23 protein-coding genes and 1 tRNA gene are annotated in these 24,382 nt (G+C 59.4%); 9 read left to right on the top strand and 15 right to left on the bottom strand.

The window, feature by feature from the left end; translation table 11 throughout:
• Window positions 1-24: 24 nt before the first annotated feature.
• Window positions 25-858 (bottom strand): sulfurtransferase, encoded by an 834-nt coding sequence (locus G482_RS0101755; protein WP_028448572.1) that lies wholly within the window; start codon window positions 856-858, stop codon window positions 25-27.
• 30 nt (window positions 859-888) lie between these two features.
• A complete protein-coding gene (gene hisN / locus G482_RS0101750) occupies window positions 889-1,665 on the bottom strand; it encodes a histidinol-phosphatase (protein WP_028448571.1) in 777 nt (258 codons plus the stop codon).
• Window positions 1,666-1,921: 256 nt separating this feature from the next.
• Between hisN and bfr (G482_RS0101745) the strand changes: the two genes are divergently transcribed.
• Both bfr (G482_RS0101745) and bfr (G482_RS0101740) read left to right on the top strand, forming a co-directional pair.
• Complete coding sequence (gene bfr, locus G482_RS0101745; protein ID WP_028448570.1) at window positions 1,922-2,395, top strand: bacterioferritin; 474 nt, start codon at window positions 1,922-1,924, stop codon at window positions 2,393-2,395.
• A 24-nt stretch (window positions 2,396-2,419) separates the two neighbouring features.
• Window positions 2,420-2,890, top strand: a complete 471-nt coding sequence (gene bfr, locus G482_RS0101740) for a bacterioferritin (protein WP_028448569.1) — start codon at window positions 2,420-2,422, stop codon at window positions 2,888-2,890.
• A 153-nt stretch (window positions 2,891-3,043) separates the two neighbouring features.
• Here bfr (G482_RS0101740) and G482_RS0101735 read toward each other — a convergent pair whose 3' ends face one another.
• Window positions 3,044-3,247 (bottom strand): (2Fe-2S)-binding protein, encoded by a 204-nt coding sequence (locus G482_RS0101735; protein WP_245575228.1) that lies wholly within the window; start codon window positions 3,245-3,247, stop codon window positions 3,044-3,046.
• A 139-nt stretch (window positions 3,248-3,386) separates the two neighbouring features.
• Here G482_RS0101735 and G482_RS0101730 point away from each other — a divergent pair, with 139 nt between their 5' ends.
• Window positions 3,387-3,662 carry a cupin domain-containing protein gene (locus G482_RS0101730; RefSeq protein WP_028448567.1) on the top strand — a complete coding sequence of 92 codons (276 nt, stop codon included), beginning with the start codon at window positions 3,387-3,389 and terminating at the stop codon, window positions 3,660-3,662.
• A gap of 36 nt (window positions 3,663-3,698) precedes the next feature.
• Here the strand turns inward: G482_RS0101730 and G482_RS0101725 are convergent, their stop codons facing one another.
• Entirely contained in the window at window positions 3,699-4,262 is a 564-nt protein-coding gene (locus G482_RS0101725; RefSeq protein ID WP_028448566.1) for a LuxR C-terminal-related transcriptional regulator, read from the bottom strand.
• Between the two features lie 31 nt (window positions 4,263-4,293).
• Between G482_RS0101725 and G482_RS19355 the strand changes: the two genes are divergently transcribed.
• Window positions 4,294-6,165, top strand: a complete 1,872-nt coding sequence (locus tag G482_RS19355) for a sensor histidine kinase (protein ID WP_051258650.1) — start codon at window positions 4,294-4,296, stop codon at window positions 6,163-6,165.
• Here G482_RS19355 and G482_RS0101715 read toward each other — a convergent pair.
• Window positions 6,125-7,249 carry a hypothetical protein gene (locus G482_RS0101715; protein WP_028448565.1) on the bottom strand — a complete coding sequence of 375 codons (1,125 nt, stop codon included), beginning with the start codon at window positions 7,247-7,249 and terminating at the stop codon, window positions 6,125-6,127. The two genes, G482_RS19355 and G482_RS0101715, sit on opposite strands and share 41 nt — an antisense overlap.
• 216 nt (window positions 7,250-7,465) lie before the next feature.
• Between G482_RS0101715 and G482_RS16935 the strand changes: the two genes are divergently transcribed.
• Window positions 7,466-9,427: a YadA-like family protein gene (locus G482_RS16935; protein WP_051258649.1), complete on the top strand. Its 1,962-nt coding sequence runs from the start codon at window positions 7,466-7,468 to the stop codon at window positions 9,425-9,427.
• A 121-nt stretch (window positions 9,428-9,548) separates the two neighbouring features.
• Here the strand turns inward: G482_RS16935 and dxs are convergent, their stop codons facing one another.
• From dxs to G482_RS0101695, 3 genes are read right to left on the bottom strand one after another with little or no spacing between them, the layout of a single operon-like run.
• Window positions 9,549-11,417, bottom strand: a complete 1,869-nt coding sequence (gene dxs / locus G482_RS0101705) for a 1-deoxy-D-xylulose-5-phosphate synthase (protein WP_028448564.1) — start codon at window positions 11,415-11,417, stop codon at window positions 9,549-9,551.
• A gap of 38 nt (window positions 11,418-11,455) precedes the next feature.
• On the bottom strand, window positions 11,456-12,352 hold the full coding sequence (locus G482_RS0101700) for a polyprenyl synthetase family protein (RefSeq protein ID WP_028448563.1): 897 nt from the start codon (window positions 12,350-12,352) through the stop codon (window positions 11,456-11,458).
• A gap of 2 nt (window positions 12,353-12,354) precedes the next feature.
• Window positions 12,355-12,591: an exodeoxyribonuclease VII small subunit gene (locus tag G482_RS0101695; protein ID WP_028448562.1), complete on the bottom strand. Its 237-nt coding sequence runs from the start codon at window positions 12,589-12,591 to the stop codon at window positions 12,355-12,357.
• Between the two features lie 180 nt (window positions 12,592-12,771).
• Between G482_RS0101695 and G482_RS16925 the strand changes: the two genes are divergently transcribed.
• Window positions 12,772-14,535, top strand: coding sequence for an SIS domain-containing protein (locus G482_RS16925; RefSeq protein WP_051258648.1), 1,764 nt, complete (start codon window positions 12,772-12,774; stop codon window positions 14,533-14,535).
• A gap of 73 nt (window positions 14,536-14,608) precedes the next feature.
• On the opposite strand, the gene G482_RS0101685 is transcribed toward G482_RS16925, so the two are convergent.
• Window positions 14,609-15,358, bottom strand: coding sequence for a c-type cytochrome (locus G482_RS0101685; protein WP_028448561.1), 750 nt, complete (start codon window positions 15,356-15,358; stop codon window positions 14,609-14,611).
• A 155-nt stretch (window positions 15,359-15,513) separates the two neighbouring features.
• On the opposite strand from G482_RS0101685, the gene G482_RS0101680 reads away from it, so the two are divergent.
• Window positions 15,514-15,590, top strand: a tRNA-Arg gene (locus G482_RS0101680).
• 84 nt (window positions 15,591-15,674) lie between these two features.
• On the opposite strand, the gene G482_RS16920 is transcribed toward G482_RS0101680, so the two are convergent.
• Together G482_RS16920 and G482_RS0101670 are read right to left on the bottom strand one after the other, a co-directional pair.
• The gene (locus G482_RS16920) at window positions 15,675-16,613 is read right to left on the bottom strand and encodes an extracellular catalytic domain type 1 short-chain-length polyhydroxyalkanoate depolymerase (protein WP_051258647.1); all 939 of its coding nucleotides are present in this window, start codon (window positions 16,611-16,613) and stop codon (window positions 15,675-15,677) included.
• Between the two features lie 41 nt (window positions 16,614-16,654).
• Window positions 16,655-17,557 (bottom strand): LysR family transcriptional regulator, encoded by a 903-nt coding sequence (locus G482_RS0101670; protein WP_028448560.1) that lies wholly within the window; start codon window positions 17,555-17,557, stop codon window positions 16,655-16,657.
• Window positions 17,558-17,664: 107 nt separating this feature from the next.
• On the opposite strand from G482_RS0101670, the gene G482_RS0101665 reads away from it, so the two are divergent.
• Both G482_RS0101665 and G482_RS0101660 read left to right on the top strand, forming a co-directional pair.
• Window positions 17,665-18,768, top strand: coding sequence for an alkene reductase (locus tag G482_RS0101665; protein ID WP_028448559.1), 1,104 nt, complete (start codon window positions 17,665-17,667; stop codon window positions 18,766-18,768).
• A gap of 66 nt (window positions 18,769-18,834) precedes the next feature.
• Window positions 18,835-19,854, top strand: a complete 1,020-nt coding sequence (locus G482_RS0101660) for a zinc-binding alcohol dehydrogenase family protein (RefSeq protein ID WP_028448558.1) — start codon at window positions 18,835-18,837, stop codon at window positions 19,852-19,854.
• A gap of 3 nt (window positions 19,855-19,857) precedes the next feature.
• On the opposite strand, the gene G482_RS0101655 is transcribed toward G482_RS0101660, so the two are convergent.
• The 4 genes from G482_RS0101655 to G482_RS0101640 all read right to left on the bottom strand — a co-directional run bounded on the left by G482_RS0101655 (window position 19,858) and on the right by G482_RS0101640 (window position 24,376).
• Window positions 19,858-20,877, bottom strand: coding sequence for a LacI family DNA-binding transcriptional regulator (locus tag G482_RS0101655; protein ID WP_028448557.1), 1,020 nt, complete (start codon window positions 20,875-20,877; stop codon window positions 19,858-19,860).
• A gap of 80 nt (window positions 20,878-20,957) precedes the next feature.
• Entirely contained in the window at window positions 20,958-21,887 is a 930-nt protein-coding gene (gene rbsB, locus G482_RS0101650) for a ribose ABC transporter substrate-binding protein RbsB (RefSeq protein WP_028448556.1), read from the bottom strand.
• A 78-nt stretch (window positions 21,888-21,965) separates the two neighbouring features.
• Complete coding sequence (locus tag G482_RS0101645) at window positions 21,966-22,904, bottom strand: ABC transporter permease (protein ID WP_028448555.1); 939 nt, start codon at window positions 22,902-22,904, stop codon at window positions 21,966-21,968.
• Window positions 22,901-24,376: a sugar ABC transporter ATP-binding protein gene (locus G482_RS0101640; protein WP_028448554.1), complete on the bottom strand. Its 1,476-nt coding sequence runs from the start codon at window positions 24,374-24,376 to the stop codon at window positions 22,901-22,903. Before G482_RS0101640 ends, G482_RS0101645 begins: the two co-directional genes overlap by 4 nt.
• Between the last annotated feature and the right edge of the window lie 6 nt (window positions 24,377-24,382).

Below are 24,382 nucleotides of genomic sequence, written 5' to 3'. Positions count from 1 at the left end.
TTTACCGTCCTGTACACGAAGGCATTAGCACTCAACTGGCCGGGCTGGGTCGCTGCACCATTCGCTCCACGAACCCGGATACAGCCGCCCACCACCGAGGCCGGCATATTCAAGCGCCAGCAGATTATGGCAGGCCGTTACCCCACTACCGCATTGGTGCACAAGCTGCGTAGGGCTTAGCTCACCGAGCAATACCCCCCATTCTTGCTGCAATTGCGCCGGGCTTTTGAAATAGCCGTCGCTGAGGTTATGCATAAAAAAGCGGTTGGCGGCGCCCGGGATATGCCCACCGACCGGATCAAGCGTTTCGCCAATGCCGACAAAGCGCTCGGGCGAGCGGGCGTCCACCACTTGAAACTGAGGCTGGCTCAGATTATTCAGCACCGCCTCGGCGCTCACCGCCAGATCGCTACGCAGCGCCAGCGGGAACGTTTGCGGCGCAATCGCGGCAATGCGCTGCTGTACGGCTCCGCCGGCGGCCAGCCACGCGGGCCAGCCCCCGTTCAACACTTGCACGTAGTCATGGCCCAGCCAGCGCAACAGCCACCATAGCCGGGCGGCAAACGGCCCGCCGCTGGCGTCATAGGCAATCACACGGGTACGCGGGCCAATCCCCAGTCCGCCGAGCTTTAACGCCAATGTGGCCGCGGCCGGCAAAGGGTGGCGACCATTCCGGCCGGTTTTGGGGCCGGATAGATCATCGTCCAACGCCAGAAAATGCGCCCCAGGCAGGTGGCCGGCCAGATAGGCGGCGCGGCCTGCGTCGGGGTTGGCCAGATCATGCCGGCAATCGATGATGACCACATCCGGCTGGCCTTGCAGGGTGAGTAACTCGCCAACTTCAATCAATACCGACATGCTGTACTCCAATTTAACAGGGGTATAGGCTTAGGCGGCCTGCATTGCCTGCAGTGCAGCCTGATACACCTCAGGGGTAGCGGCGGCGATCACGCGACCGCTGCTGCTGCGGGTGAGCGGCTGGCCTTGCCAGTCGGTCATCAGGCCGCCAGCGGCGATCACCACGGGGGCAACGGCGGCGAAATCGTGCAGTTTCAGGCCCTCTTCCACCACCAGCTCCAGGCCGCCCGTGGCCACCAGCGCATATTGATAGCCATCGCCACCATACACGGTAAAGCGCCCGCCTTGCTGCAATTGCATAAAGGCGGCGCGGCCACTGTCGCTAAAATACTGCGGGCCGGTAGTGCCCACGCGGGCACGGCTAAAATCGCGAATATCGCTCACGCTGATCGGCTGATCATTCAACGTGCACCCCTGTCCCACCACGCCCACCCAGCGCTCGTTGGCGATGGGCTGGTTGATCACGCCCAGCACCGGCTGGCCGCGATACAGGAGGCCAATCAAGGTTACAAACATCGGCCGGCCAGTGATAAAGGCCTTAGTACCATCGACGGGGTCCAGCACCCACACCCAATCGGCATCATCGCGTTCGGCGCCAAATTCTTCGCCAATAATGCCGTCTTGCGGGCGCAGCTGATTAATCAGCGCGCGCATGGCCAGCTCGGCCTCGCGATCCGCTTGCGTCACCGGGCTGCTATCGCTTTTGTCATCAATCGCCAAGCCGCTGCGGTAATACGGGCGAATCACGGCGGCGCTGGCCTCGGCCAGTTGGTGGGCAAAAGCAATTTGTTCGGCACTGACAATCACGGGTTTACTCCTCAAAAATTCATCTACACCATTTTACGGGCTTTTTATTGCAGAATGGCGGCGAGCCAGAAAATTCACCAATTCACTGAATTAGCGAGAATTATTTGTATTTATGTTTCGATTTACATTTCTATTCAATTACTTGCATTGAAATTTTCAATTGAAATTCCCGACTAAAAGCGTACACTTTTATTCAATTGGCAGGTTGACCACCCTGTCTCACCGTCAGACTGGCCCAGCCAGCAAGGAGAACACGATGCAAGGCGATAAACAAGTCATCAAGGCATTGAATGGCATTCTCGGTAACGAGCTGATTGCCATCAACCAAACCTTCCTGCACGCCCGGATTTACAAAAACTGGGGTTTCAAAGGCCTGAACGACAAGGTCTACCATGAGTCGATCGACGCCATGAAACGCTCGGATAAACTGATCGAGCGGATTTTATTCCTCGAAGGACTGCCTAATCTGCAAGATCTGGGCAAGCTCTTGATCGGTGAAGACGTACAGGAAATGCTGGGCTGTGATTTGCAGCTGTATACCGGTTTTCTGGCCAGCCTGCGCAGCGCGGTGCAAACCTGTGAAACCGCGCAGGATTATGTCAGCCGCGATCTGTTGACCGAGATTCTGGAAGAAGTCGAAGAATACGTCGACTGGCTGGAAACCCAGCAAACCCTGATCAAGGAAATGACCTTGGCCAATTATCTACAATCGCAGGCTTTCGGCGACTAAGCCGCCCACGACAGGAGCATCATCATGCAAGGAAGCGCAAAAGTCCTCGCCGGCCTCTCTGAGCTGCTGGCTGCCGAACTCACCTCGGTCGATCAATATTTCGTCCACAGCCAGATGTATCACAACTGGGGCTATAGCAAGCTCTACGAGCGCATTGATCACGAGCGTCAAGATGAAATTGGCCACGCCACACTGCTGATCGCCCGGATTTTATTCCTGGAAGGCACGCCCAATGTTGCGGCGCGCACCCCGCTGCGGGTGGGCAAAGATGTGCCGGAAATGCTGGAACTGGATCTGCAAACCGAATACGAAGTGGCCGCCGCATTGAAAAAAGTGATGGCCATCTGTGAAACCGAGCAAGATTATGTGACCCGCGACATGCTGCTCACCTTGCTGGACGACACCGAGCAAGATCACGCGCACTGGCTCGAACAGCAGCTGCGCCTGATCAAAGCGCTGGGCCTGCCCAACTACCTGCAATCGCAGGCGAGCTAATTGGCAGCGGCGCCTACCGCGTAGGCTGGGCCAGCTACGGCTGACTGCAGACCAAACAAAAGCCCGAGCATGCTCGGGCTTTTGTCATCATCGGGGTATATAACGCTAGGCAATATTTCAACAAGCCTGCCAGCACATACCCAGATGGTGTATTTAGGCAAAGGCCAGATCTTGCAGATCGGCCAGCATTTTCTCTTCGTAATGATCGACGGCCTCTTTCAGCACCTGTTTGGCGCAGCTACCGCATTTGCCGCAGCAAGTGCCGGTTTGGGTAGCCCGTTGCAGCTGGATGTAGGTGCGAACGCCATCGTGCTCGACCGCCCGTTTGATGGCTTTATCACTGACATTGTTGCACACGCAAACGATCATTGAAGTGAGAACCTTGTTAATAATTGTTCTCATTATCTAAAAAAGTGCAAGGGCTGACAAGCGAAAATTTCACCCGAATCGACTAGCGGCGGCGGTACAATCGGCGCATCGAATTGGGAGTTTTGCCATGTCGCGTATTCAACTGGAACGTCAAATCAGCGCCGCCCGGCAGGCCGAGCTGGGTCTGGACCGCTGGCCGATCTGGGAAAAAGGCATTGCCACTTTTCCCTGGACTTACGACGCCAGCGAAACCTGCTATTTACTGGAAGGCGAAGTAGTGGTCACACCGCAAGGGGGCGAGCCAGTCACCATTAGCGCCGGCGACTTGGCGACTTTTCCGGCGGGGATGCGCTGCACCTGGCAAATCACCACCCCGCTGCGCAAACACTATCAGTTTGCTTAATGGCATTGGCGTAACAACGCCGCCGCGGGCCGCGCCCTAATCGGCCAAGAGCTGCGCCTGCCGCGCTTGCTGCACCAGCTGCATGGCATTGCTGACCTGAAATTTCGCCAGCAGATTTTCGCGATGTTTATCCACCGTGCGCGCCGAAATCAGCAAGCGCGCGGCAATTTCCTGGCTGGATTGCCCAGCGGCAATAGCCTGCAAGATCTGAAATTCGCGCGGGGTGAGTTGCAGCGCCTTGGCCTGATTAATCCGCGCCGCCACCGCAGGGCTCACATAGTGAACACCAGCCAGCACCTGGGCCATGGCGTGCAGTAATTCGCTGGCCTCACCGTCTTTAAGCACCACGCCATCGGCGCCCGCCTGCACCAGTTGCGCCAGCACGGCGCCGGCTTGCACGCCGGTGAGCATTAAGATCTTGGTGGCCGGATAGCGCTGCTTGAGCCACGACAACACCGCCGCACTGTCTTCGCCCGGCATCTGGTAATCCATCAGCACCAGCTCGGCCGGCTGTTGCGCCAGGAGCTGCCGCAGCTCGCCAGCACTCGCGGCTTCGCCAACAATGCGATAATCCGGCTGTTGCCCCAGTAATAATTTCAATCCGCTCCGGAAAAGGGCGTGGTCATCCGCAATGAGTATCCGCATCGATCTATTTCACATCGCTCGCTTGATCATGCTCAGCATTGTCATGGCTTTGCCGCTGCTTGCCAAGCCAGCCTTGGCCGCTAGTGCGGTGCCTTATCAGATGCTGGCCGATAGCCCCGAGGGCGTACCCAGCATGGCCGCACGCTGGCAAGCTGGCTGGGTGCGCGCCGATGCCGGCGAGCGCGAACGCTGGGTACGACTCGAGATCGCCGCCAGCCCGCAGACGCGGCTATTAACATTGGGCGTGCCCGATATTGAAGCGCTCACTTTGTATCAAGGCGAAGGCCCAGCGGCCCGCCCGCTACTGCAATTACACCCAGATAGCCCGTATGCCGCCCGCCCCTGGCCCAGCCGCCTGCTAGCCTTACCGATTTCGCCCAGTACGCAGCCTCAAGTTTATTTATTGAGGTATCGCGTGCATGCCGATACCCCGCTTAGCCTACAGCTAGTTACCCCTACGGAGTATGCCGAGCAGCTGGCGCGCAGCAATCTATTTACCGGCTTGGTAATCGGCGCCTTGCTGGCCTTGCTGCTCTTGGCCGTGCTGCATTACCACATCGAGCAGCAACCCGCGTATTTGTACTACGCCATGACGGTGGGCTTGGCGATTGTGTTTTTGCTGCAGATTGGCGGCTTTTTATTTCCATGGCTGTGGCCCAATGCGGGGCTGTGGAATCAGGGCTTCCCGATGTGGCTACAGGCGGCGATCCATTGCAGCCATGCAGCGTTTACCATCAATCTCTTTGATCTGCGCCGCCGCGCGCCGCGGCTGTGGCAGGCCTATTTGCTGGTAATGGCCGCCGCACTCTTGAGCGCCACCGTCTATCAGTTCACCGGTAGCCTGGCTTTGCTGATGCCCACCGCGCTGCTGCATCTGCCCCTACCCTTGCTCGCCGGCTGGCTGGCCTGGCGACAACGCCTACCCGCAGCGGGCTGGTATCTGGCCGGCACCACCTGCCTACTGCTGTTTGTGAATGTGTTGTTTGGTCTCAGCATTATGGGCGTGCTGCATGGCCTACCTTTTTTTGTGTTTCCGCCGCTGGGCTATTTACTGGAAGCGCTGTGTTTTGCCGCCGCGCTGGGCTGGCGCATGCACAGCCTGCAGCGTAGTCACGCCCGCCAGCTGGAAGCACGACTGCTGGAGGCCGAGCAACTAGCGCAAGCCGAGGCCGATAAACTGGCTCTGCAGCAGCGCCAGCAGCAACAGCAACTTGAGCTCGCCGCCGCCGGGCATGATCTCTCGCAACCGCTGGCGGCAATCCGGCTGGCGATTCCGGCTCTGCAGGCCCAAGCCGGCACCGCCGGCATTGGCCAGCATATCGCCGAGGCGCTGCGCTACACCGAAGATCTGCTGCAAGAATTGCTACAAGATGCCCGCCAGCAGCATGCGGCTGGCCACACCGGCCAGTTGGCGCTGGATGAGGTACTGATCGCCGCCTACCAGCGCCATTTGCCCACCGCGGCGGCCAAAGGCTTGCGCCTGCGCTATGTGGCTACGCGACTGAGTTACCCCGCCTCGGCTACGGTTCTAAACCGGCTGCTGGATAATTTATTGGTCAATGCGCTGCGCTACACCGAGCAAGGTGGCGTGGTGTTTGGGCTACGCCGACAGGCCGGTCAACTTTTGCTGCAGGTGTGGGATAGCGGGCCGGGAATTCATCCCGCCGACCAGGCCCGCCTGTTGCAGCCCTTTACCCAAAGCGGCCGTCGCTCGGCCGAACATCAGGGCTATGGGCTGGGGCTGTATATTGTGCAAACCCTGTGCGCCCAATCTGGCTATCGGCTGCAACTGGCCTCCGGCCCGCGCGGTAGCGTGTTTAGTATTGTGCTGCCGCAGCCCCCAGCGCAAAACTGCTAACCGGGGCGCCAAAGCAGCGCGGTGCGGGTAATTCCACCTGCGCTGCGGCGAGGGCTGTGGCCACGGTTTGCATGCGGGCTTTATCCACCACAAACCAATCTACCTCGCCCAACTGCGCTTCGCCCGCCTGATGAATCGCCCGATACAGCGCCATGGCTTCGGCAAAACAGCCAAACATCACCCCCCGCGATAACATCAACATCCGCCACGAGAATGGCCCCAGCACATACTGCAGGCGGCGGCTGTAGGCATTGCCCGCGTCCTGGCGCACCACTTGGGCGCGGCAAGCGGCATAGGCGCTGACATCCAGATTGGCGGGCTCCGCCACATCCACCACCAAGAGCCGCCGCCCCGGGCGAGACAGCTGCGCCACCCGCGCAGCATCAAGCTTGGCGGCGGCGCTGTGGGTGCAGGCAATCACCGCATCCACTGCGCCCACATCGGCAAGCTCGGTATGCGTGGCGATTGGATAGCGCTCGGCCAATTCGGCCAAGGCCGTCGCATTCGCGCCATAGCCCACCACCTCATACCCCGCCTGCAACAGCTGCCGGGTCGCCATTTCGCCCAGAATGCCATACGGCCCGATCACCAGCACCCGCGCCTCGGTGCCCAGCTGGGCAGCGCTCAGGGCGCGCTGCATATCGGCCCACAGCATGGTGGCGGTGCCATTATCGCCAATGGTAAATAGCAGATTTGGAAAACGCGCTTTTAAGGCCCGGCCATCGCGCCCGAATAAACGCTTGGTGGAAGCCGCCAGCAAAATCACTTTGGCCCCGCGCTGCTCGGCCCATTCGCAAGCCGCTATAAACAGCTGCTGCGCCCGTTTGCGCCCTTCTTTACTCAGCATTTCTTCTGCGGTGACATCAATGCCGCGAATGCGCCCGGCGATGCCTCCCAAATACAGGCGCGGGCCATTCGCATGCCCGCAGCGCGGCCGCCAGCGGCCAAAAAACCGCTGCCGCTCGGCTTCATCGCGCAGATTGCTGATAAACACCACATCGACCACCGCCTGCCCGGTTAGCAAACGCCACCAACCGCGCCAATCCAGCAGCGCCACTAGCCAGCGCCATAGTTCTCCCAACATCGTTGCACTCCTTTGTCTTGATACCGGCCATTGTGACGAGCGGATGCGGGCAGATGAATACGCATATTTGCGTAATTGCAGCGGTTTAGGCCACGCGCACCCCGTAATTACGCAAATTTGCGTATTCCGCCACGCCCCCCGCCCGACCGACAATCCGCCCCGATTTCGCCACCACACCATCACTAAAGGCGAAGCTCTACAGACAAGGAATTCAACATGCCCCCGTTTCAATTACGCACGCTGCACCTCACTCCACTGCTCTTGGCCGGCTTGCTGGCCGCCCCCACGGCATACGCCGGCGATGAACTCGCAGGCGGCAATACCGCCGGCAGCAATCAATCGCTGGCAGTCGGCAGCCTGAGCGAAGCCAGCGCTGATCAGGCCACGGCGGTGGGGGTCAGTAGCCTGGCCAATCAGGAACGAACACTGGCCGTGGGCTATGGCGCGCAAGCCACTAACAACAGTGCCACCGCACTGGGCACTACTAGTGAGGCCAGCGGGGGGAATAGCGTGGCAGTTGGCTCATCGGCCCGCGCGAGCGGCGACTATGCCCAGGCGCTGGGGGCGGATAGCCAAGCCAGTGGTGAAGGCAGCGTGGCGCTGGGGGTAAGTAGCATAGCCAGCGGCGAGAATGCCCTCGCCCAAGGCAGCAATAGTGAAGCCAGCGGCAAATGGAGTACCGCCACTGGGGGTAGCAGCAACGCCAGCGCGGAAGCCAGCACGGCCAATGGTTTTGGCAGCCAGGCCAGCGGGTCGGCCAGCAGTGCCATCGGTAGTTTTAGTCATGCCAGTGGCGAAGCCAGCATCGCCGCCGGCACCTCCAGCGTGGCCAGCGGCAATTTCAGCGCGGCCTTTGGGAACGACAGTCAGGCCACGGCCAACGATACTCTGGCCATGGGCGGCACCAGCCAGGCCAGCGGGCTGGGTAGCACCGCGGTGGGCAGCAAAACCCTCGCCAGCGGACTGAAAAGCATTGCCGTTGGTAAAGACAGCGAGGCCAGCAGTAATTATGCGATTGCGATTGGCGGCACGGCTTCTGGTCGCGGCAGCATCGCCTCCGGCAACGATGCCTACGCCAGCGGCGATGCGGCCATGGCGCTGGGCGAGTCGGCCAGCGCGGACGGTGGCAATGCCGTGGCCGCGGGCAATTTAAGCAGTGCAGATGGTGCCAGCAGTGTGGCCCTGGGAAGCGAAGCCAGCGCCGATGGCTCGATGGCGGCCGCCTTGGGCTCAGGCAGCACCGCCGGCGGTGAGCAGGCCGTGGCCGCTGGTGCCAATAGCAATGCCGCGGGGGAAGGCGCCGTGGCACTGGGCGCGGGCAGTAGTGCCAACGCCAATGGCAGCCTGGCACTGGGACAACGGAGTCAGACCGATGGCGAGGCCAGCTTAGCGCTGGGCCGTGATAGCCAAGCGATTGGCAGCGCCGCCCTAGCCAGCGGCAGCCAGAGCCGCGCTAGTCAGCAACAGGCCGCGGCTTATGGTTATGCCAGCCAAGCCACGGCAGAACGCAGTGTGGCGCTTGGGAGTGAAAGTCAGGCCGGCGGCGTGCGCAGCATAGCGCTGGGGGCACAAAGTAGCGCCAGTGGCGAGCGCAGTATGGCGCTGGGTAGCGAAAGCCAAGCTAGCCAGAGCCGCAGCCTGGCCCTGGGGGAGCGCAGCCTGGCTGGCGCCACCGACAGCATTGCCATCGGTAGCAATGCCCAAGCCACCCACCGCAATGCTGTCGCACTGGGGGCTGGCTCGCGCACCACGGCCGACAATACCGTCTCGGTCGGCAGCAGCGGGCAGGAACGCCGCATCACCCAGGTTGCCCGCCCGCTCGAGGCGAGCGACGCCGCCACCAAAGGTTATGTAGACGAAGCGCTGGCCGAGCTGAATTTTGATTCGGTCAGCCCGCAATATGTCGACCAGAAATTTCAAGAATCGGTCAATTACACCGACTATGTGCGCAAAATGGCGGCCCGCGGCATTGCCGCCAGCATGGCCAGCACGCCACAGATGAGCGTGGCGCCGGGCGAAACCAGCATCAGCGTGGGTTTCGGCCATTATGACGGGCAAAGCGCGGTGGGGATTAGCGTGGTGCATGTGAATCAAGCTGGCGCACAAATCAATGTCGGCGTTGGCCATGCCCTGCAAGGCAAACCGGCTTTCCGTACCGGCATTGCCTGGAAACTCTAAGAGAGTATACGCCCATAAACCTTGAATTTATTAACCCGTAGAGGAATACCCCGCCACATAAAGAAAAAGCCAGACTCAAGTCTGGCTTTTTGCATGCGGTACAACTGCGGCAGTTGATCGCTTAGACAGCGAGGCGTGCGCGAATGGCGGTGGCAATGCCATCGGCATCCAGACCACATTCGGCCAGCATTTGTTTTTGCTCGCCATGCTCCACATAGCTATCGGGCAAGCCCAGTTGCAACACCGGCTTGCACTGGCCAGCTGCCATCATGGCTTCCAGCACCGCACTACCGGCGCCGCCCATAATCGCGTTGTCTTCCACTGTGACCAGCAGATCGTGGCTGGCCAGCAGGGTGCTGATCAGCTCGGTATCCAGCGGCTTGATAAAGCGCATATTTACTACCGTGGCATCCAGCTGCTCGCCGGCGTGCAAGGTCGCTTCCAGCACGGTGCCGAAGGCCAGAATAGCGACTTTCCGCGCGGCGCTCGGCCCGACTTGCCGGCGCACTTCACCTTTACCCCAAGGCAAGGCGCGCATTTCAGACTCGACGGCGCCCCCCATGCCACTGCCACGCGGATAGCGCACACAGGCCGGGCCAGGGTATTGATACGCGGTGTAAAGCATTTGCCGGCATTCGTTTTCATCGCCCGGCGCCAAAATCGCCACGTTCGGAATACAGCGCAGGTAAGACAAATCAAAACTACCGGCGTGGGTTGGGCCATCGGCGCCAACGAGGCCCGCGCGATCAATCGCAAAGGTCACATCCAGATTTTGCAGCGCTACATCATGCACCAGCTGATCGTAGGCGCGCTGCAGGAAGGTCGAGTAAATTGCCACCACGGGCTTGAGCCCTTCACAGGCGAGGCCGCCCGCAAACGTCACCGCATGCTGCTCGGCAATGCCCACATCAAAGTAGCGGCTTGGGTATTCCTGATGAAAGCGCACCAGCCCCGAGCCTTCGCGCATGGCCGGGGTAATGCCCACCAGCTTGTCATCTTGCGCGGCCATATCACACAGCCAGTCGCCAAAAATCTGGGTAAAGGTCGGTTTGCCACCGCCTTTGCTGCCGGCCATGCCATCGGCCGGGGTAAATGGCGTGACCGCGTGGTATTTCACCGGGTCGGCCACGGCGAGCTTGTAGCCATTGCCTTTTTTGGTCACCACATGCAGAAATTGCGGGCCTTTGAGCTGGCGAATATTCGACAGCGTGGCCACCAGCGTTTCCATATCGTGACCATCGATCGGGCCGATATAGTTAAAGCCGATTTCTTCAAACAGCGTGCCCGGGGTTAAAAAGCCTTTTACGCTTTCTTCGCCGCGTTTGGCCAGCTCTTTAAGCGGTGGCATCGCTTCAAGCACTTTGCCCGAAGCCTGGCGAATGCCGTTGTAAAACTTGCCGGATAGCAGCTTGGCCAGATAATTATTAAACGCGCCCACATTCGGTGAGATCGACATTTCGTTGTCGTTCAAGATCACCAACAGATCGGTCAAATCACGGTGGCCCGCGTTAAACAGTGCCTCAATCGCCTGTCCGGCCGTCATGGCGCCATCGCCAATTACGGCAATGGCTTTGCGCTTTTCGCCCTTGAGCAAAGCAGCTTCGGCCATGCCCAGCGCCGCGCCAATCGAGGTGGAAGAATGGCCAACGCCAAAGGTGTCGTATTCCGATTCGTCGCGCTTGGGAAAACCCGCCAAGCCACCCTTTTGCCGCATGGTGTGCATGCGGTTTTTGCGGCCAGTGAGGATTTTATGCGGATAGCTTTGATGCCCCACATCCCACACCAAGCGGTCATGCGGCGTATCAAACACATAATGCAGCGCCACAGTCAGCTCGACCGCGCCGAGATTGGAGGCAAAGTGCCCGCCGGTGCGGCTGACCGAATCGAGCAGAAACTGCCGCACATCTTGCGCCAGTTGCGGTAATTGCTCGCGCGCAAGGGCACGCACATCAGCCGGGCTATCAATTTGATCGAGAATTGGGTAAGTCATTTTATTCAGCCCCAAGGGGTATTTACTTCCAGGCTTGATTAATATTTGCGGTCAACAATATACCCAGCCAGGGCATGCAAGTATTGCGCACGCTCGCCAAACGGCAGCAATGCATCGAACGCGGCCTGTTTCAGCTCCGCGGCTTTGTCTTTCGCCCCCTTCATGCCCAGCAGGGCCACGTAGGTGGGTTTGTTATTGGCGGCATCTTTGCCGGCCGTTTTGCCCAAGGTCGCCGAATCTGCCTCGCAATCGAGGATATCGTCAACCACCTGGAAAGCCAGACCAATGCATTTGGCAAAATGATCAAGGCCTTGGCGCTCGGCTTCGCTCAGCGGCTGGCCGCAATACGAGCCCAGCAACACTGCCGCGCGAATCAGCGCACCGGTTTTCAAAATATGCATCCGTTCCAGCTCGGGCAGCGTCAGCGCTTGCCCCACACTATACAGATCAATGCCCTGCCCGCCGCACATGCCCAAGCTGCCAGCCGCGCGGGCCAGCAGGTGCACCATTTTCAGCTGATCGGCCGGCGAATCAGCCAGCTGCCGCTCACTCAGTACATCAAAAGCCGCTGCTTGCAGCGCATCACCGGCCAGCAAGGCGGTGGCTTCACCAAAGGCCACGTGCACGGTGGGTTTGCCGCGCCGCAGCACATCGTTATCCATCGCCGGCATATCATCGTGCACCAGCGAATAGGCATGAATCATTTCGACCGCGGCGGCGGCCGCCTGCAGCCGCTCGGCGGGGGCATTCACCAAATGGCCGGCCGCAAAAGTCAGCAGCGGGCGCACCCGTTTGCCGCCATCGAGCACGCTATAGCGCATCGCATCATGCAGGCGCTCAGGCAGCTGGGTGCTGGCTGGTAAAAAGATGCTCAGTGCGCTTTCCATCTGCGCCTGTACATCGCCCATCCAGGCTTTGAAATCGATTGCGGCCATGCTTATGCTCCTTGCTCATCCAGCGGTTTGAGTTCTCCCGCTTCCAGCACCTTGATTTGCTGCTCGGCCGCGGCCAGTTTGCCTTCGCAAAAGCGCAGTAATTCGATGCCGCGCTGATAGGCCGCCAGGCTTTGTTCCAGCGGCAGCTGGCCGCTTTCCAGCTGGCTAATCAGCTGATCCAGCTCGGCCACGCCGGCTTCGTAATGTTCGGGTAACTGGGTTTTCGCCGCTTTTGCCATTCAGTCTCTCGATCGGTGGGCTGCCCGGCGCTGGAGTTTGCTCATCCAAGGGCCCGGCAGAAAATTGCAAGCGCGTTATTCTACCTCAGCCAACCGCTTTGGGCTTGTTCTGGGCTAAATGCAGCGCTGGATTGCGGCATTGCTGCCGACCGCTGGCAGAGCGGCGGGCCAGCAGCTAGGATGAAAACACCCCATTTCTGCTTGCTGGCCATGATCAAGTTCATCTTTGGCGCCGTCGCCCACCATGCCGCGCAACCCCTGCTCAAACGCCTGCACAAAATCCCGACGCCGGAATACACCCTGGGCTGGGGGGCGCTCAATGCCGAGCGGGTGCAACAACACAGCGGGCTGGGCACTACCGATGCCGATAGCACCGTCGCACTGGGGTTATTGAGTATTTTCCCGCAAGACCGCCCACCCACCCTCTTTCGCGATCGGCTGCTGATTGTCTTATTGGGCCAGCTGGATAACCGGCTGGCCATTTTGGATAAGCTGGAAGCGCTGGGTTACGACACCAGCAATGCGCCAACCGAATGGCTGCTGGCCGCGCTGATCGACTGGCATTTGCGCACTTTGCGTGACCTGCGCCTGGCCGTACAGCAAGTGGCTTCCGAGCTGGAAGGCCATTTAGCCGTGCTGGTGGCCAGCAAAGATCAGCCTGATACCTTAATAGCCATCACACTGGGCCCTGAGCTTTATCTGGCCCAACATCCTGAAGGGCAGTTGCTGGCCAGCGAGCCCGCACCACTGCGCGAGCTGGCGGCGACAATGCAATTACTGATGGCCGGCGAATGCGCCGAACTCACGCCGCTCACGCTCACGATCTGGCAAGCCGATGGGCAAGCCTGCAAACGAGCGCCACAGGCGGCGCATGCGGTAGGGCAATATTTACACCATATGCAGGCCGATATGCAGCAACAGCCACTGCTGTTGGCCGAGCTGGCGCACCATGCCCACACCCAACAACTGAGCCAGCTACTGAATCAACTCGCGCGCGGCCATGCTTATCGGCGAGTATTGCTGCTGGCCAGTGGCTCCAGCCACCATGCCGCCATGCTGGCGAGCCAGTGGTTTGAAGCCATCGCCGGCCTGCCCGCCCGCTATGAGCTAGCCAGCGAATACCGTAGCAAGCTCAGCCCTTTTGAGCCCGACACCCTGGTGGTGGCCTTATCGCAATCTGGGGAAACCGCCGATACCTTGGCTGCACTGCAGCTGGCGATTCAAAGCGGGCATCAGCATACGATTGCGATCAGCAATAATCCGTTTAGCCGGCTGATGCGGCTGGCTAGCCAAGGCTTGCCACAATTTGCCGGCCCCGAAGCGGGCGCGACCTCGACCAAAACCTTTAGCAGCCAGCTGGTGGTGCTCTATAGCCTGGCGCTCGCCTTGGCGCGCGGACTGGGGCGCGATGTCCGCCAGGCCGAACAGGCCTTGCGCGGCTTGGGCGCGCTGGCGCAACACACCTTGCAGCTCGAACCCAAAATTAAGGAATGGGCGCAACTACTACACCGCACTGACAATCTATTTATTACTGGCCGCCAGTTGCATTGGCCGATTGCCCTAGAAGGCGCCCAAAAGCTCAAAGAAATAGCCTATCAGCACGCCGAAGGCTACCCGGGCGGCGAACTCAAACACGGCCCCGTAACACTGATTAACCGCGTGGTACCGGTGATTGCCTGCCTGCCTTGGGATCATCTGGCCGATAAAATGCTCGCCAACCTGCAGGAAGTGCGTGCCCGGCACGGCATGATTTTTATTTTAAGCGATGCCAAACTCAGCTCGGGGGAGGGTTTTTATTGCCTGCAGCTACCCAAAGCAGCGGCGGAAACCGCCCCCATTCTGTACGCGCTGGCTTTGCAGTTGCTGAGTTATCACTGCGCCTTGCTGCGCGGCAATCATATTGATCGCCCGCGCTATCTGAGCAAAGCCCAAACCAGCGAGTAAGATCGGCCGCCATTTGGCGCAGACAATAAAAAACGCCGCAGGAGCGGCGTTTTTTATTGCAGCAACTCAAGGCTTATTTTGAGTTGTTGATCATGTACAGTGCAGCGGCTTTGAATTCTTCATCCGAGCCAGAGTAGCCGCCTTTCGGTGGCATAGCGTTAATCCCTTTGATACCCAAAGCGACAGCAGCATCAACGCCATCTTTCAGACGTGGCGCCCAAGCCGCTTTATCGCCAAATTTTGGTGCGCCAGCAGCACCTGACTGGTGACAGGCCACACATACGCTAGAGTAAATTTCTTTACCTTTGGTATTTGGATCAACCGCACCACCCGCCGCAGCACCTGCGACTTTAGGCTCTTCAAATTTGGCGCCAGCCGCGTTACCCATAAAGGCAATGGCACGTTTCACTTCGTCGTCGGTCAGGTCAGCCGCACCACCTTTGGCTGGCATGGCGTTAAAGCCACCGATGGCGTGTTTGGCCAAAGTTTCAAAACCTTGCGCAATGCGCGCGCTCCAAGCACCTGCATCGCCAAATTTCGGCGCACCGGCCAAACCGGCACCGTGACAGGAAATACAGACCGCTTCGTAAACCGCTTTACCGCTGCGCGAACCTGGCGCGCCGCCTTCAACAACTTTGACAGCACCCACTGGCTGCAGGCGGGCAGACACCGCTTCGGCAGTCATGGTTGAGCTGCTCAGATTGGTTGACATCCCAGATGTAAACAATTTGATCAGCAAATACACTACCAATGGCAGGCCGATCAAAGCCGCCACTACCAAACCAGCAACGCCCTTAGACGCAGTTGCGTTGGAACCGCTCATGCTGTCATCCCTTGTATCAATCGTTAATAATCGAGCTTAAGTCAGCTTCTAGACTGTGCAATTATACCGCTAATCCCTATCACCACAAGGTGCGCAAGGTTTTGCGGCGCTAGACGCACAGCAATAAAGCAGTTATTATCTGCGCCTTCCTAAAAGCGTCCATAGCTCAGTTGGATAGAGTGTCAGTTTCCGAAGCTGAAGGTCGCAGGTTCGATTCCTGCTGGACGCGCCAGAATTTCCAATAGCCTATTGTAGTTGAACTGCAATCTGCCTAGCTATCTCCCCAAAATACTTTTTCGCTAGCCTCCTGCGCTTTTCAGTGCTCGCTCTGCCGCTGGAAAAACGACCACAATAAATCCGTAGCCGAAATGGCCTGACTGGGATCGGCTTTGCCTTTTCTGGGGCTTTGCCCGCCTGGCCAGCTGTGGCCACCCGTGGCTGTGGTACACAATTGCACTTCGGTGCCGGACTGGCACGGTGCGAATTGAGTGCATTGCGCGCCAGCTTGTTGTAACACCACTCGCCCTTGCGCTGGACAGGCTAGACGCTGAGTCCAGCGGGTAAGGGTGGCGGGCACCGAGGTAAAATCGGTGACTTGTTCGCGCAAACCGTCCTGCCGGCCCGCGCCGCCGTTGAACAACACCCGTTCATCATCCAGCGCATGAATATGCAATACCGATACCGCGCGGCCGCGCGGGCAGCTACGGGTGTTGTCCGTGCCAGCAACGGCGGCAATGGCGCGAAATACATCGGGCGCTTCACAAGCCAGCCGATAAGCCAGCATTGCGCCATTCGACATCCCTGTGGCAAACACCCGCTGGCGATCCACCGGCCAGCGTTGGGCGATGGCGGCAACCATGGAGCGGATAAAGCCGACATCATCCACCGCCTGATCACGGGCAGCACCACAACAATTTCCGGCATTCCAGGTGGCAAACTGCCCACCCGGCCAGCGACTTACCCCATTGGGATACACCACGATAAAGCCAGCCTGATCGGCTTTAGGGCTCAAGCCATACCAGCGCGGGTCGGCCATAATGCCGCGATGCCCGCCGCCGCCATGCAGAGCCACCACCAGCGGTAAAGGCTGTCCAGACTTCAGCTGGAGTGGCAAATGCACGCGGTAATATCGTGTCTGGCCCGCATGCTCGAGCTGCAACTCCAGCTCGCTACCGATATTGGCGGCACCGGCGACACTGGCTAGCAGGCATAGGCCGAGTGCACCAGTAATGAAACGTAGCCAAATACTCTGCATAGGTATTAACCCCGAGCAATTAATTATTAATATCTACAAGGCTATACCCCAGCATATGCAGCGCAGCAGCTTTGCAAATGCTGGCGCAAAGCCTGCACCAGCGGGCTGAGCTGGCGGCGATCGGCGCAGACTAAATACAGCGGCGCCAATTCCCCCTGCCAGTCAGTCAACAGCGGCAGCAGGCGCCCGGCAGCTAAATCGGCCGCCACATCCAGCCATGATTTATAGGCTAGACCATGCCCGGCCAAGGCCCAGCGACGCACCACATCACCATCGGCCGAAAAGCGGCGCGCGGCGATCTGCACTTGCGCGCTTTCAGTGCCTCGGTAAAACCGCCAGCGCGGGTGGGTTTGCTCGCCCAGCTGAAAGCTCAAACAGGCATGCGCGCTGATCTCAGCTGGGCTGGCCGGTGCGCCATGGGCGGCCACATAGGCTGGCGCGGCGCACAGCACCCGGCGGTTGTGCGCGGCCAGCGGCAGCGCCACCAAGCCCGAATCCGCCGGCTCGCCATAGCGTATCGCCACATCCACCGGGCTGCGATAAATATTCGTAAGCCGGTCAGTAAGCTCAAGGCGCAGCTCAACCGCCGGATGCCGCGCCAGAAATTCATCCAGCCAGGGCAGCAGCACATTGCGGCCTAAATCCGAAGGCACCGACAGCTGCAAAACCCCGGCGATTTGCTGTTGGCCGGCCTGCAGGGCCAGTTGGCCCGCGCGGATTTCTTCCACCGCCTGGCGCGCATGCCCCAAAAATAACTCGCCCGCCGGGGTGAGCCGCAAATGGCGGGTCGATCTCGTGAGCAAGGGTACGCCCAGCTCGGCTTCCAGCCGCTTGAGCATGGCGCTGGCCACCGCGGGCGATAAATCCAGTTGCCGCGCCGCTTGCGACAAACTACCAGCAGCGGCCGTGCAGAGTAATAACTCCAGTTCGCGCAGAAATTTCATCGACTCATTTTCAAATAAATATTGAAATTGATTATACAAGCTTGTAATTGATTGAAAATTAAAGCCGACGGATGATGATGGCCAGACAAACCCACGCGAGATTGGCCATGTATCCTACCCTGCTTAGCCCCACCGCCCTTGGGCCGCTGCCGCTCAACAACCGTTTGGTCTTAGCGCCAATGACCCGCTGCCGCACCAGCCAGCCTGGTGATGTGCCGAACGCCCTGATGGCCGAGTATTACGCGCAGCGCGCTAGCGCCGGCTTGCTGATTACCGAAGCCAGCCAGATCTCGGCGCAAGGTCAGGGCTATAGCTATACCCCCGGGATCTATACGCCGGAACAGATTGCAGGCTGGCGCTTGGTAACCGATACCGTGCATCAAGCTGGCGGCAAGATTTTTCTGCAACTGTGGCACGTCGGGCGAATGTCACATGCGGCCTTTCAAAATGGCGGCCTGCCGGTAGCGCCCTCGGCGATTAACCCGCAAGCCCAAATCTGGCTAGCGGACGAGCACGGCCAGGGCCGGATGGTGGATTGCCCCACCCCACGGGCGCTCACGCTGGAGGAAATCCCCGGCCTGATCGCCGATTATGTGCAGGCTGCGCGTAACGCCATGGCCGCCGGCTTTGACGGCGTGGAAATCCACGCCGCCAACGGCTATCTACTGGATCAATTTTTACGCACCACCGCCAATCAGCGCACCGACGCCTATGGTGGCAGTCAGGCCAATCGCTTGCGGCTTTTGTTAGAAGTGAGCCAAGCCATTAGTACAGCCATTGGCGCCGAGCGCGTGGGGGTACGGCTGGCGCCTTACATCACCGCCCGCGGTATGGCCTGCCCGGACATTATTCCCACGATTCTGGCGGCCGCCACGGCGCTGGATGCGCTGAATGTCGCCTATCTGCATTTATCGGAAGCCGATTGGGATGATGCGCCAAGTATTCCCGAACATTTCCGGCGCCAGCTGCGCGAGCAATTTCGTGGCCGCCTGATTTGCGCCGGCCGCTATACCGCCGCGCAGGCCGAATCGTTGCTACAAGCAGGCTGGGCCGATTTGGTGGCCTTTGGCCGGCCATTTATCGCCAACCCCGATTTACCCGCTCGCTTTGCCAATGGCTGGCCACTGGCCCAGTTTGACCCCAGCACACTATTTGGCGGTGATGCCCGTGGCTACACCGATTACCCCGCCTATGCTGGCGCGGCCGCTTAGGCCTGGGCCCACGTGGCTAAAGACGATATGGCTTTACAGATTGAATAAATAACTAAGGAATTCATCATGCGTGCAGTTGCTTACCAAACCCCACACCCCATTGATCACCCCGCGGCTTTGCTCGATATCGAGCTGCCGCCCCCCACGCCGCAAGGGCGCGATATTTTGGTTGCCGTTCAGGCGATTGCCGTTAATCCGGTCGATACCAAAGTGCGCGCCAATCGCTCCGCAGCCGCGGGCGAATGGGTCACCCTCGGCTGGGATGCCAGCGGGATTGTTGAAGCGGTAGGCCCCGACGTCGTAGGCTTTCGCCCCGGCGATCGGGTTTGGTATGCCGGCGATTTGCAGCGCGCCGGCAGTTACGCCGAGTATCAGCTGGTGGATGAGCGGCTGGTGGGGCAGATGCCGCACTCGCTGGATTTTGCCACCGCCGCCTCGCTCCCCCTCACCGCCATCACCGCGTGGGAAATGCTGTTTGATCGCCTGCAATTGCGCCGGGATGATCCAAGCCCCGGGCAGCTGCTGATTATCGGCGCAGCCGGGGGCGTGGGCTCGATCATGGTGCAGCTGGCGCGGCAGCTGACTAACTTCACCGTGATTGGCACCGCCTCACGGGTCAGCACGCAAGAATGGGTGCTCGCGGCTGGCGCGCATCATGTGATTGATCACAGCCAGCCTCTGGCACCGCAGCTGGCTGAACTAGGCTTTGCGCATGTTAGCCATGTGGTGTGCCTAACCCATACCGACGAGCACTACGCGCAAATCGTCGAGATCTTGGCGCCACAAGGGCATTTCGGCCTGATTGATGACCCGGACACCTTGCTGGATATCCGTCTGCTGAAACGTAAAAGCATTGCTCTGCATTGGGAACTGATGTTTACCCGCTCGCTGTATCAAACCGCCGATATGGCTGCCCAGCAAGCGCTGCTTAATCAGGTGGCGCAGCTAGTGGATGCGGGCCAGCTCAAGCCCACAGTGGGCGAGCATTTCGGTCTGATCAATGCCGCCAATTTGCGCCGCGCCCATGCCCTACTAGAAAGCGGGCAGACCCGGGGCAAGATTGTATTGAGTGGCTTTGCTGGCTAAGGCTTAAGCCGGTAGCGGATAGGGCTGGCGCCAGTTGATGTGCGCTGGCACCCAGGCCGCGCTCACCGGCTCCCCCGCCAGCAGCGCCTGAATGCGGGCCAGGCCTTGGGCGGCCAGGCCGGCGCTGTCTTGCACCACCGCATTGATCGGCCGCGGTAGGCAATCGAGCAAGCGATGATCATCAAAGCTCATTAAATACCGCGGTGCAGTGCGAAAGTGATCATGCTGGTTCATAAATTCCAGCACCCCTTCCAGCAGCGAAATCGAGGCGGTAAAAATCGCCTGCGGATACCGCCCCAGCTGGGCATAGCATTCCTGCATCATTTCCAGACCACTGTGCTGCTGATAATCACGGTGATAAATCAGCGTTGCATCAGCGGTTTTGCCCACCGCTTGCCAGGCCTGATGAAAGCCAGCCAGACGATCAATACTGGGCGACAAATCCTTTTGCCCGCCAAAATAGGCAATCTCGTTCACCCCCTGCGCTAAAGTCTGGCTAATCAGCTCGCAAACCGGGGTTTGCGCGTCGCTCACCACAAACGGCAAAGGGCTATCGATCACGCGCCGATCCAGCAGCACCAGCGGCAAACGCTTGGCCCACTTGGCATAGAGCTTGGCCTGATTGGTGCAAGGCACCAGCAGCAAGCCATCTACCTGCCGCGCCAGCAGTTGCTCCACCGCTTTGACTTCCATCTCCGCGTCATCGTTGCTGCTCACCACAAAGAGCTGAAAACCGGCATCGCGGCACAGGGGTTCCAGCGTTTGCGCCAACATGGCGTGGGCAAAGTTGGTTAATTCGGGGATCACCAAGCCCAGTGTGCCGCTGCGGCGCGAGCGCAGTAGCCGCGCCGAAGCCGAGGGCTGGAAATGATGCTCCGCGGCCACCTGCTGCACGCGGGCCACAGTAGCTGGCGCAATGCGGTATTGCTCGGCGCGGCCATTTAAAATCATGCTAGCCGTCGTTTTCGACACCCCGGCTAGCGCCGCAATATCGGCAATGGTGAGGCGCTGATAGGCCGTCATCACAACTCCAAACACAAGGGCCGAGCCCCAACAGGGTGGGACTCGGCCAAGGTCACAATCAAGGGCACAGGCCCGACGGATTACTGTTTCACCAGATCCAGCGGTACCGGGATAAATTTGTCCACGGCTTCGCCTTTGCTCAGTTTCACGGCCGTATCCACGCCCATTTTACCGATCAGCTCAGGTTTTTGTTGCACGGTGGCCGCCATTTGCCCAGCTTTAACCGCAGCAACCGCATCGGCCGTGGCATCAAAGCCCACCACGATCACGTCTTTTTTACCGGCAGCTTCCAGTGCTTTCAGCGCACCTAAAGCCATTTCGTCATTGTGGGCAAAGACACCTTTGATGTCTTTATTGCCCTGCAAGATGTTCTCCATCACCGACAGCCCTTTGGCGCGATCAAAATCTGCCGCCTGTTTGGCCACCAGTTTCAGCTCAGGCTTGCCATCCACCACACTGTGGAAACCCTGGCCACGCTCGCGGGCCGCAGATGAACCGGGAATCCCTTCCAGCTCAACGATATTGCCTTTGCCACCGATTTTCTCCAGCAAAAATTCTGCGGCCATTTTGCCGCCAGCAACATTGTCGGAAGCGATGTGGGCATTCACTTCTGCGCCATTCACGCTGCGGTCGAGCGACACCACCTTAATGCCGGCGTTCAGCGCTTCTTTTACTACGCCGGCCACGGCAGCCGAATCGGCAGGGTTAATCAAAATCACCTGCACTTTTTTCTGGATCAGATCTTCGATATTGGCGATCTGTTTGGCCGAATCATCCTGCGCATCCACGGTGATCAGTTTCACGCCCTGCGCTTTGGCTTCGGCATCGGCGCCGTCACGCAGTGCGACAAAGAACGGGTTATTTTGGGTTGAGATTGCCAAGCCCACGCTCAGCTGGCTGCTGGCGGCAGCTGGCTCGCTCGCGGCTTGGGTTTCGGGGCCCTGTTTCGAACACGCCACCAAAGCAGTGGCCAACAAACCGAGCAGTAAAGGGGTAAGTACGCGTTTCATAGCTGACTCCAATCAGAGAAGAAAATCTACCGGTCTCCGGCGACGGGCCGGCAGTTGGTTTTTTACTGAACTACCGCACTACTTCTTGCCAGCTCGGTCGAGCAAGACCGCCAGCAAAATCACCACACCCTTGATCACCTGCTGGTAGAAGGACGACACGCCCAGCAGATTCAAGCCGTTATTCAAAATCCCGATCAGCAAAGCGCCGACCAGCGTGCCGAAGATCCAGCCACGGCCACCGGTCAGGCTGGTGCCGCCCAGTACCACCGCCGCAATCGCATCCAGCTCATAACCCGTACCGGCAGTCGGTTGGGCCGAATTCAGCCGTGAAGTCAGAATCATGCCGGCCGTGGCGGCCATGGCGCCGGAAAGGGTGTACACCCACACCTTGATCTGGCCGGTTTTGATGCCCGAAAGACCGGCGGCTTCTTCATTGCCCCCCACGGCATACACATGGCGGCCAAATACGGTGCGTTTAAGCACAAACCAGAACACGCCAAACATCACCACCATGATCACCACTGGCACCGGGATCAGCCCCGCCACATAGCCGCCACCCAACATGGCGAAAAAGTCGCTATCCAGCCCGGTAATCGGGCGACCTTCGGAGAACACCAGCGCCAAACCGCGCAAAATGGTCATCGTGCCCAGCGTGGCAATAAAGGGTGCAACCTTGCCTTTACTAATCACCAAACCATTCACCATCCCCATGCCGGCGCCGGCCAACACGCCCAGCCCTGTGGCAGCCACCGGATCAATGCCGTGGCTGATCATCAGCGCGGTCAGCACCGACGACAGCGCCAGAATCGAGCCCACCGACAGATCAATCCCGCCCAGCAAAATCACTAGCGTCATGCCAAAAGCGATCAGCGCATTGATCGACACCTGCCGGAACACATTCAGCAAATTGCCCAGGGTGAGAAAATCGGGGCTGGTGATGGCCAGGCCCGCCGCCAGCACCAGGAGCGCCAGAAATGGCCCGAGTTTTTGTAGTGTTGCTTTCTGTTGTACGTTCATTGCAAACCTCCTGTCGCTGCAGTCATCACCGTTTCCGCATCCGGCTGGGTAAAGATCCCGGCCTGACGTCCTTGGTGCATCACCAGCACGCGATCACTCATTGCCAGTACCTCGGGCAATTCGGATGACACCATCACGATCGCCACGCCAGACTGAGCCAATTCATTGATAATTTGATAGATTTCGGCCTTGCCACCCACATCGACCCCACGGGTGGGCTCATCGAGCAGCAGCACCTTGGGCGCAATACCCAGCCATTTGGCAAACACCACTTTTTGCTGGTTACCACCGGAAAGTGCTTTGACCTCCAGCTCGGCATCGCGGGTGCGGATATGCATGCGCTCGATTTCGCGCTGCACGGCCGCCAGCTGCTGCGCCGAGTTGATTACTCCCCAGCGGGCGTAGTGGCCCAGATTGGCCAGTGTGGCGTTTTCCCGCACCGACATTCCCAGCACCAAGCCCTGCCCTTTGCGATCTTCGGTCACAAAGCCGATCCCAGCGGCAATGGCCTGATGGGGCGCACTGGCCTGCAGCGGCTGGCCATCGAGCTCAATCTCGCCGGCCAGGCGCCGGTTCAGGCCAAAAATCGTGCGCAAAATTTCACTGCGCCCCGAGCCCATCAGGCCGGCAATGCCCAGCACTTCGCCCGCCCGCACCGCAAACTCGACGCCGCTGATGCTGGCATCGGCCAGATTACGCACCTGCAGGCGAATCTCGCCCAGCTCGGCCTTGCGCGCCGGAAAGCGATCACCGATCTCGCGCCCCACCATCAGGCGCACGATCTCGTCAAAGCTGGTGTGGGCAATCACCCGCTCGCCCACAAACTGGCCATCGCGCAGCACCGAAATTTTGTCGCAAACGCGGAAAATCTCTTCCATCCGGTGCGAGACATACACAATGCCCACGCCGCGCGCTTTCAAATCGGCAATGATGCTAAACAGCCGCTCGGTTTCCCGCTCGGACAGCGCCGCGGTGGGCTCATCCATAATCAGCACTTGGGCATTGAGTGACAGTGCCTTGGCGATTTCCACCATTTGCTGCTGGCCAATGGATAGGCTGCCAGCCTCGGCATCGGGGTCGAGGTTATCGATGCCCAACAGCTGCAGGTATTCCAGACATTGGCGGCGCAATTGCCGGCTATCAATCACGCCAAAGCGGCGTGGCTCGCGGCCCAGGAACATGTTTTCCATCACCGAGAGCTGCGGAATCAGATTGAGCTCCTGGTGAATAATCGCGATACCCTGCCGCTCGGCATCGCTGGTGTTACGGATGGGGGTATCTTTACCATCGACAGCAATACTGCCGCTGTCAGCCTGATACACCCCACATAAGATCTTCATCAGCGTAGATTTGCCCGCGCCGTTTTCGCCCATCAGCGCGTGAATCTCGCCGCGTTCCAGCGCGAAATCCACGCCTTCCAGCACTTTCACCGGGCCGAAGGCTTTGCTGATGCCTTGCATCTTGATCAACATGGCCCG

Source organism: Chitinibacter tainanensis DSM 15459, from assembly GCF_000429785.1.
GTDB classification, from domain to species: domain Bacteria; phylum Pseudomonadota; class Gammaproteobacteria; order Burkholderiales; family Chitinibacteraceae; genus Chitinibacter; species Chitinibacter tainanensis.
Note: the sequence above shows the minus strand (reverse complement) of the source record. Positions and strands in the feature narration are given on the sequence as shown.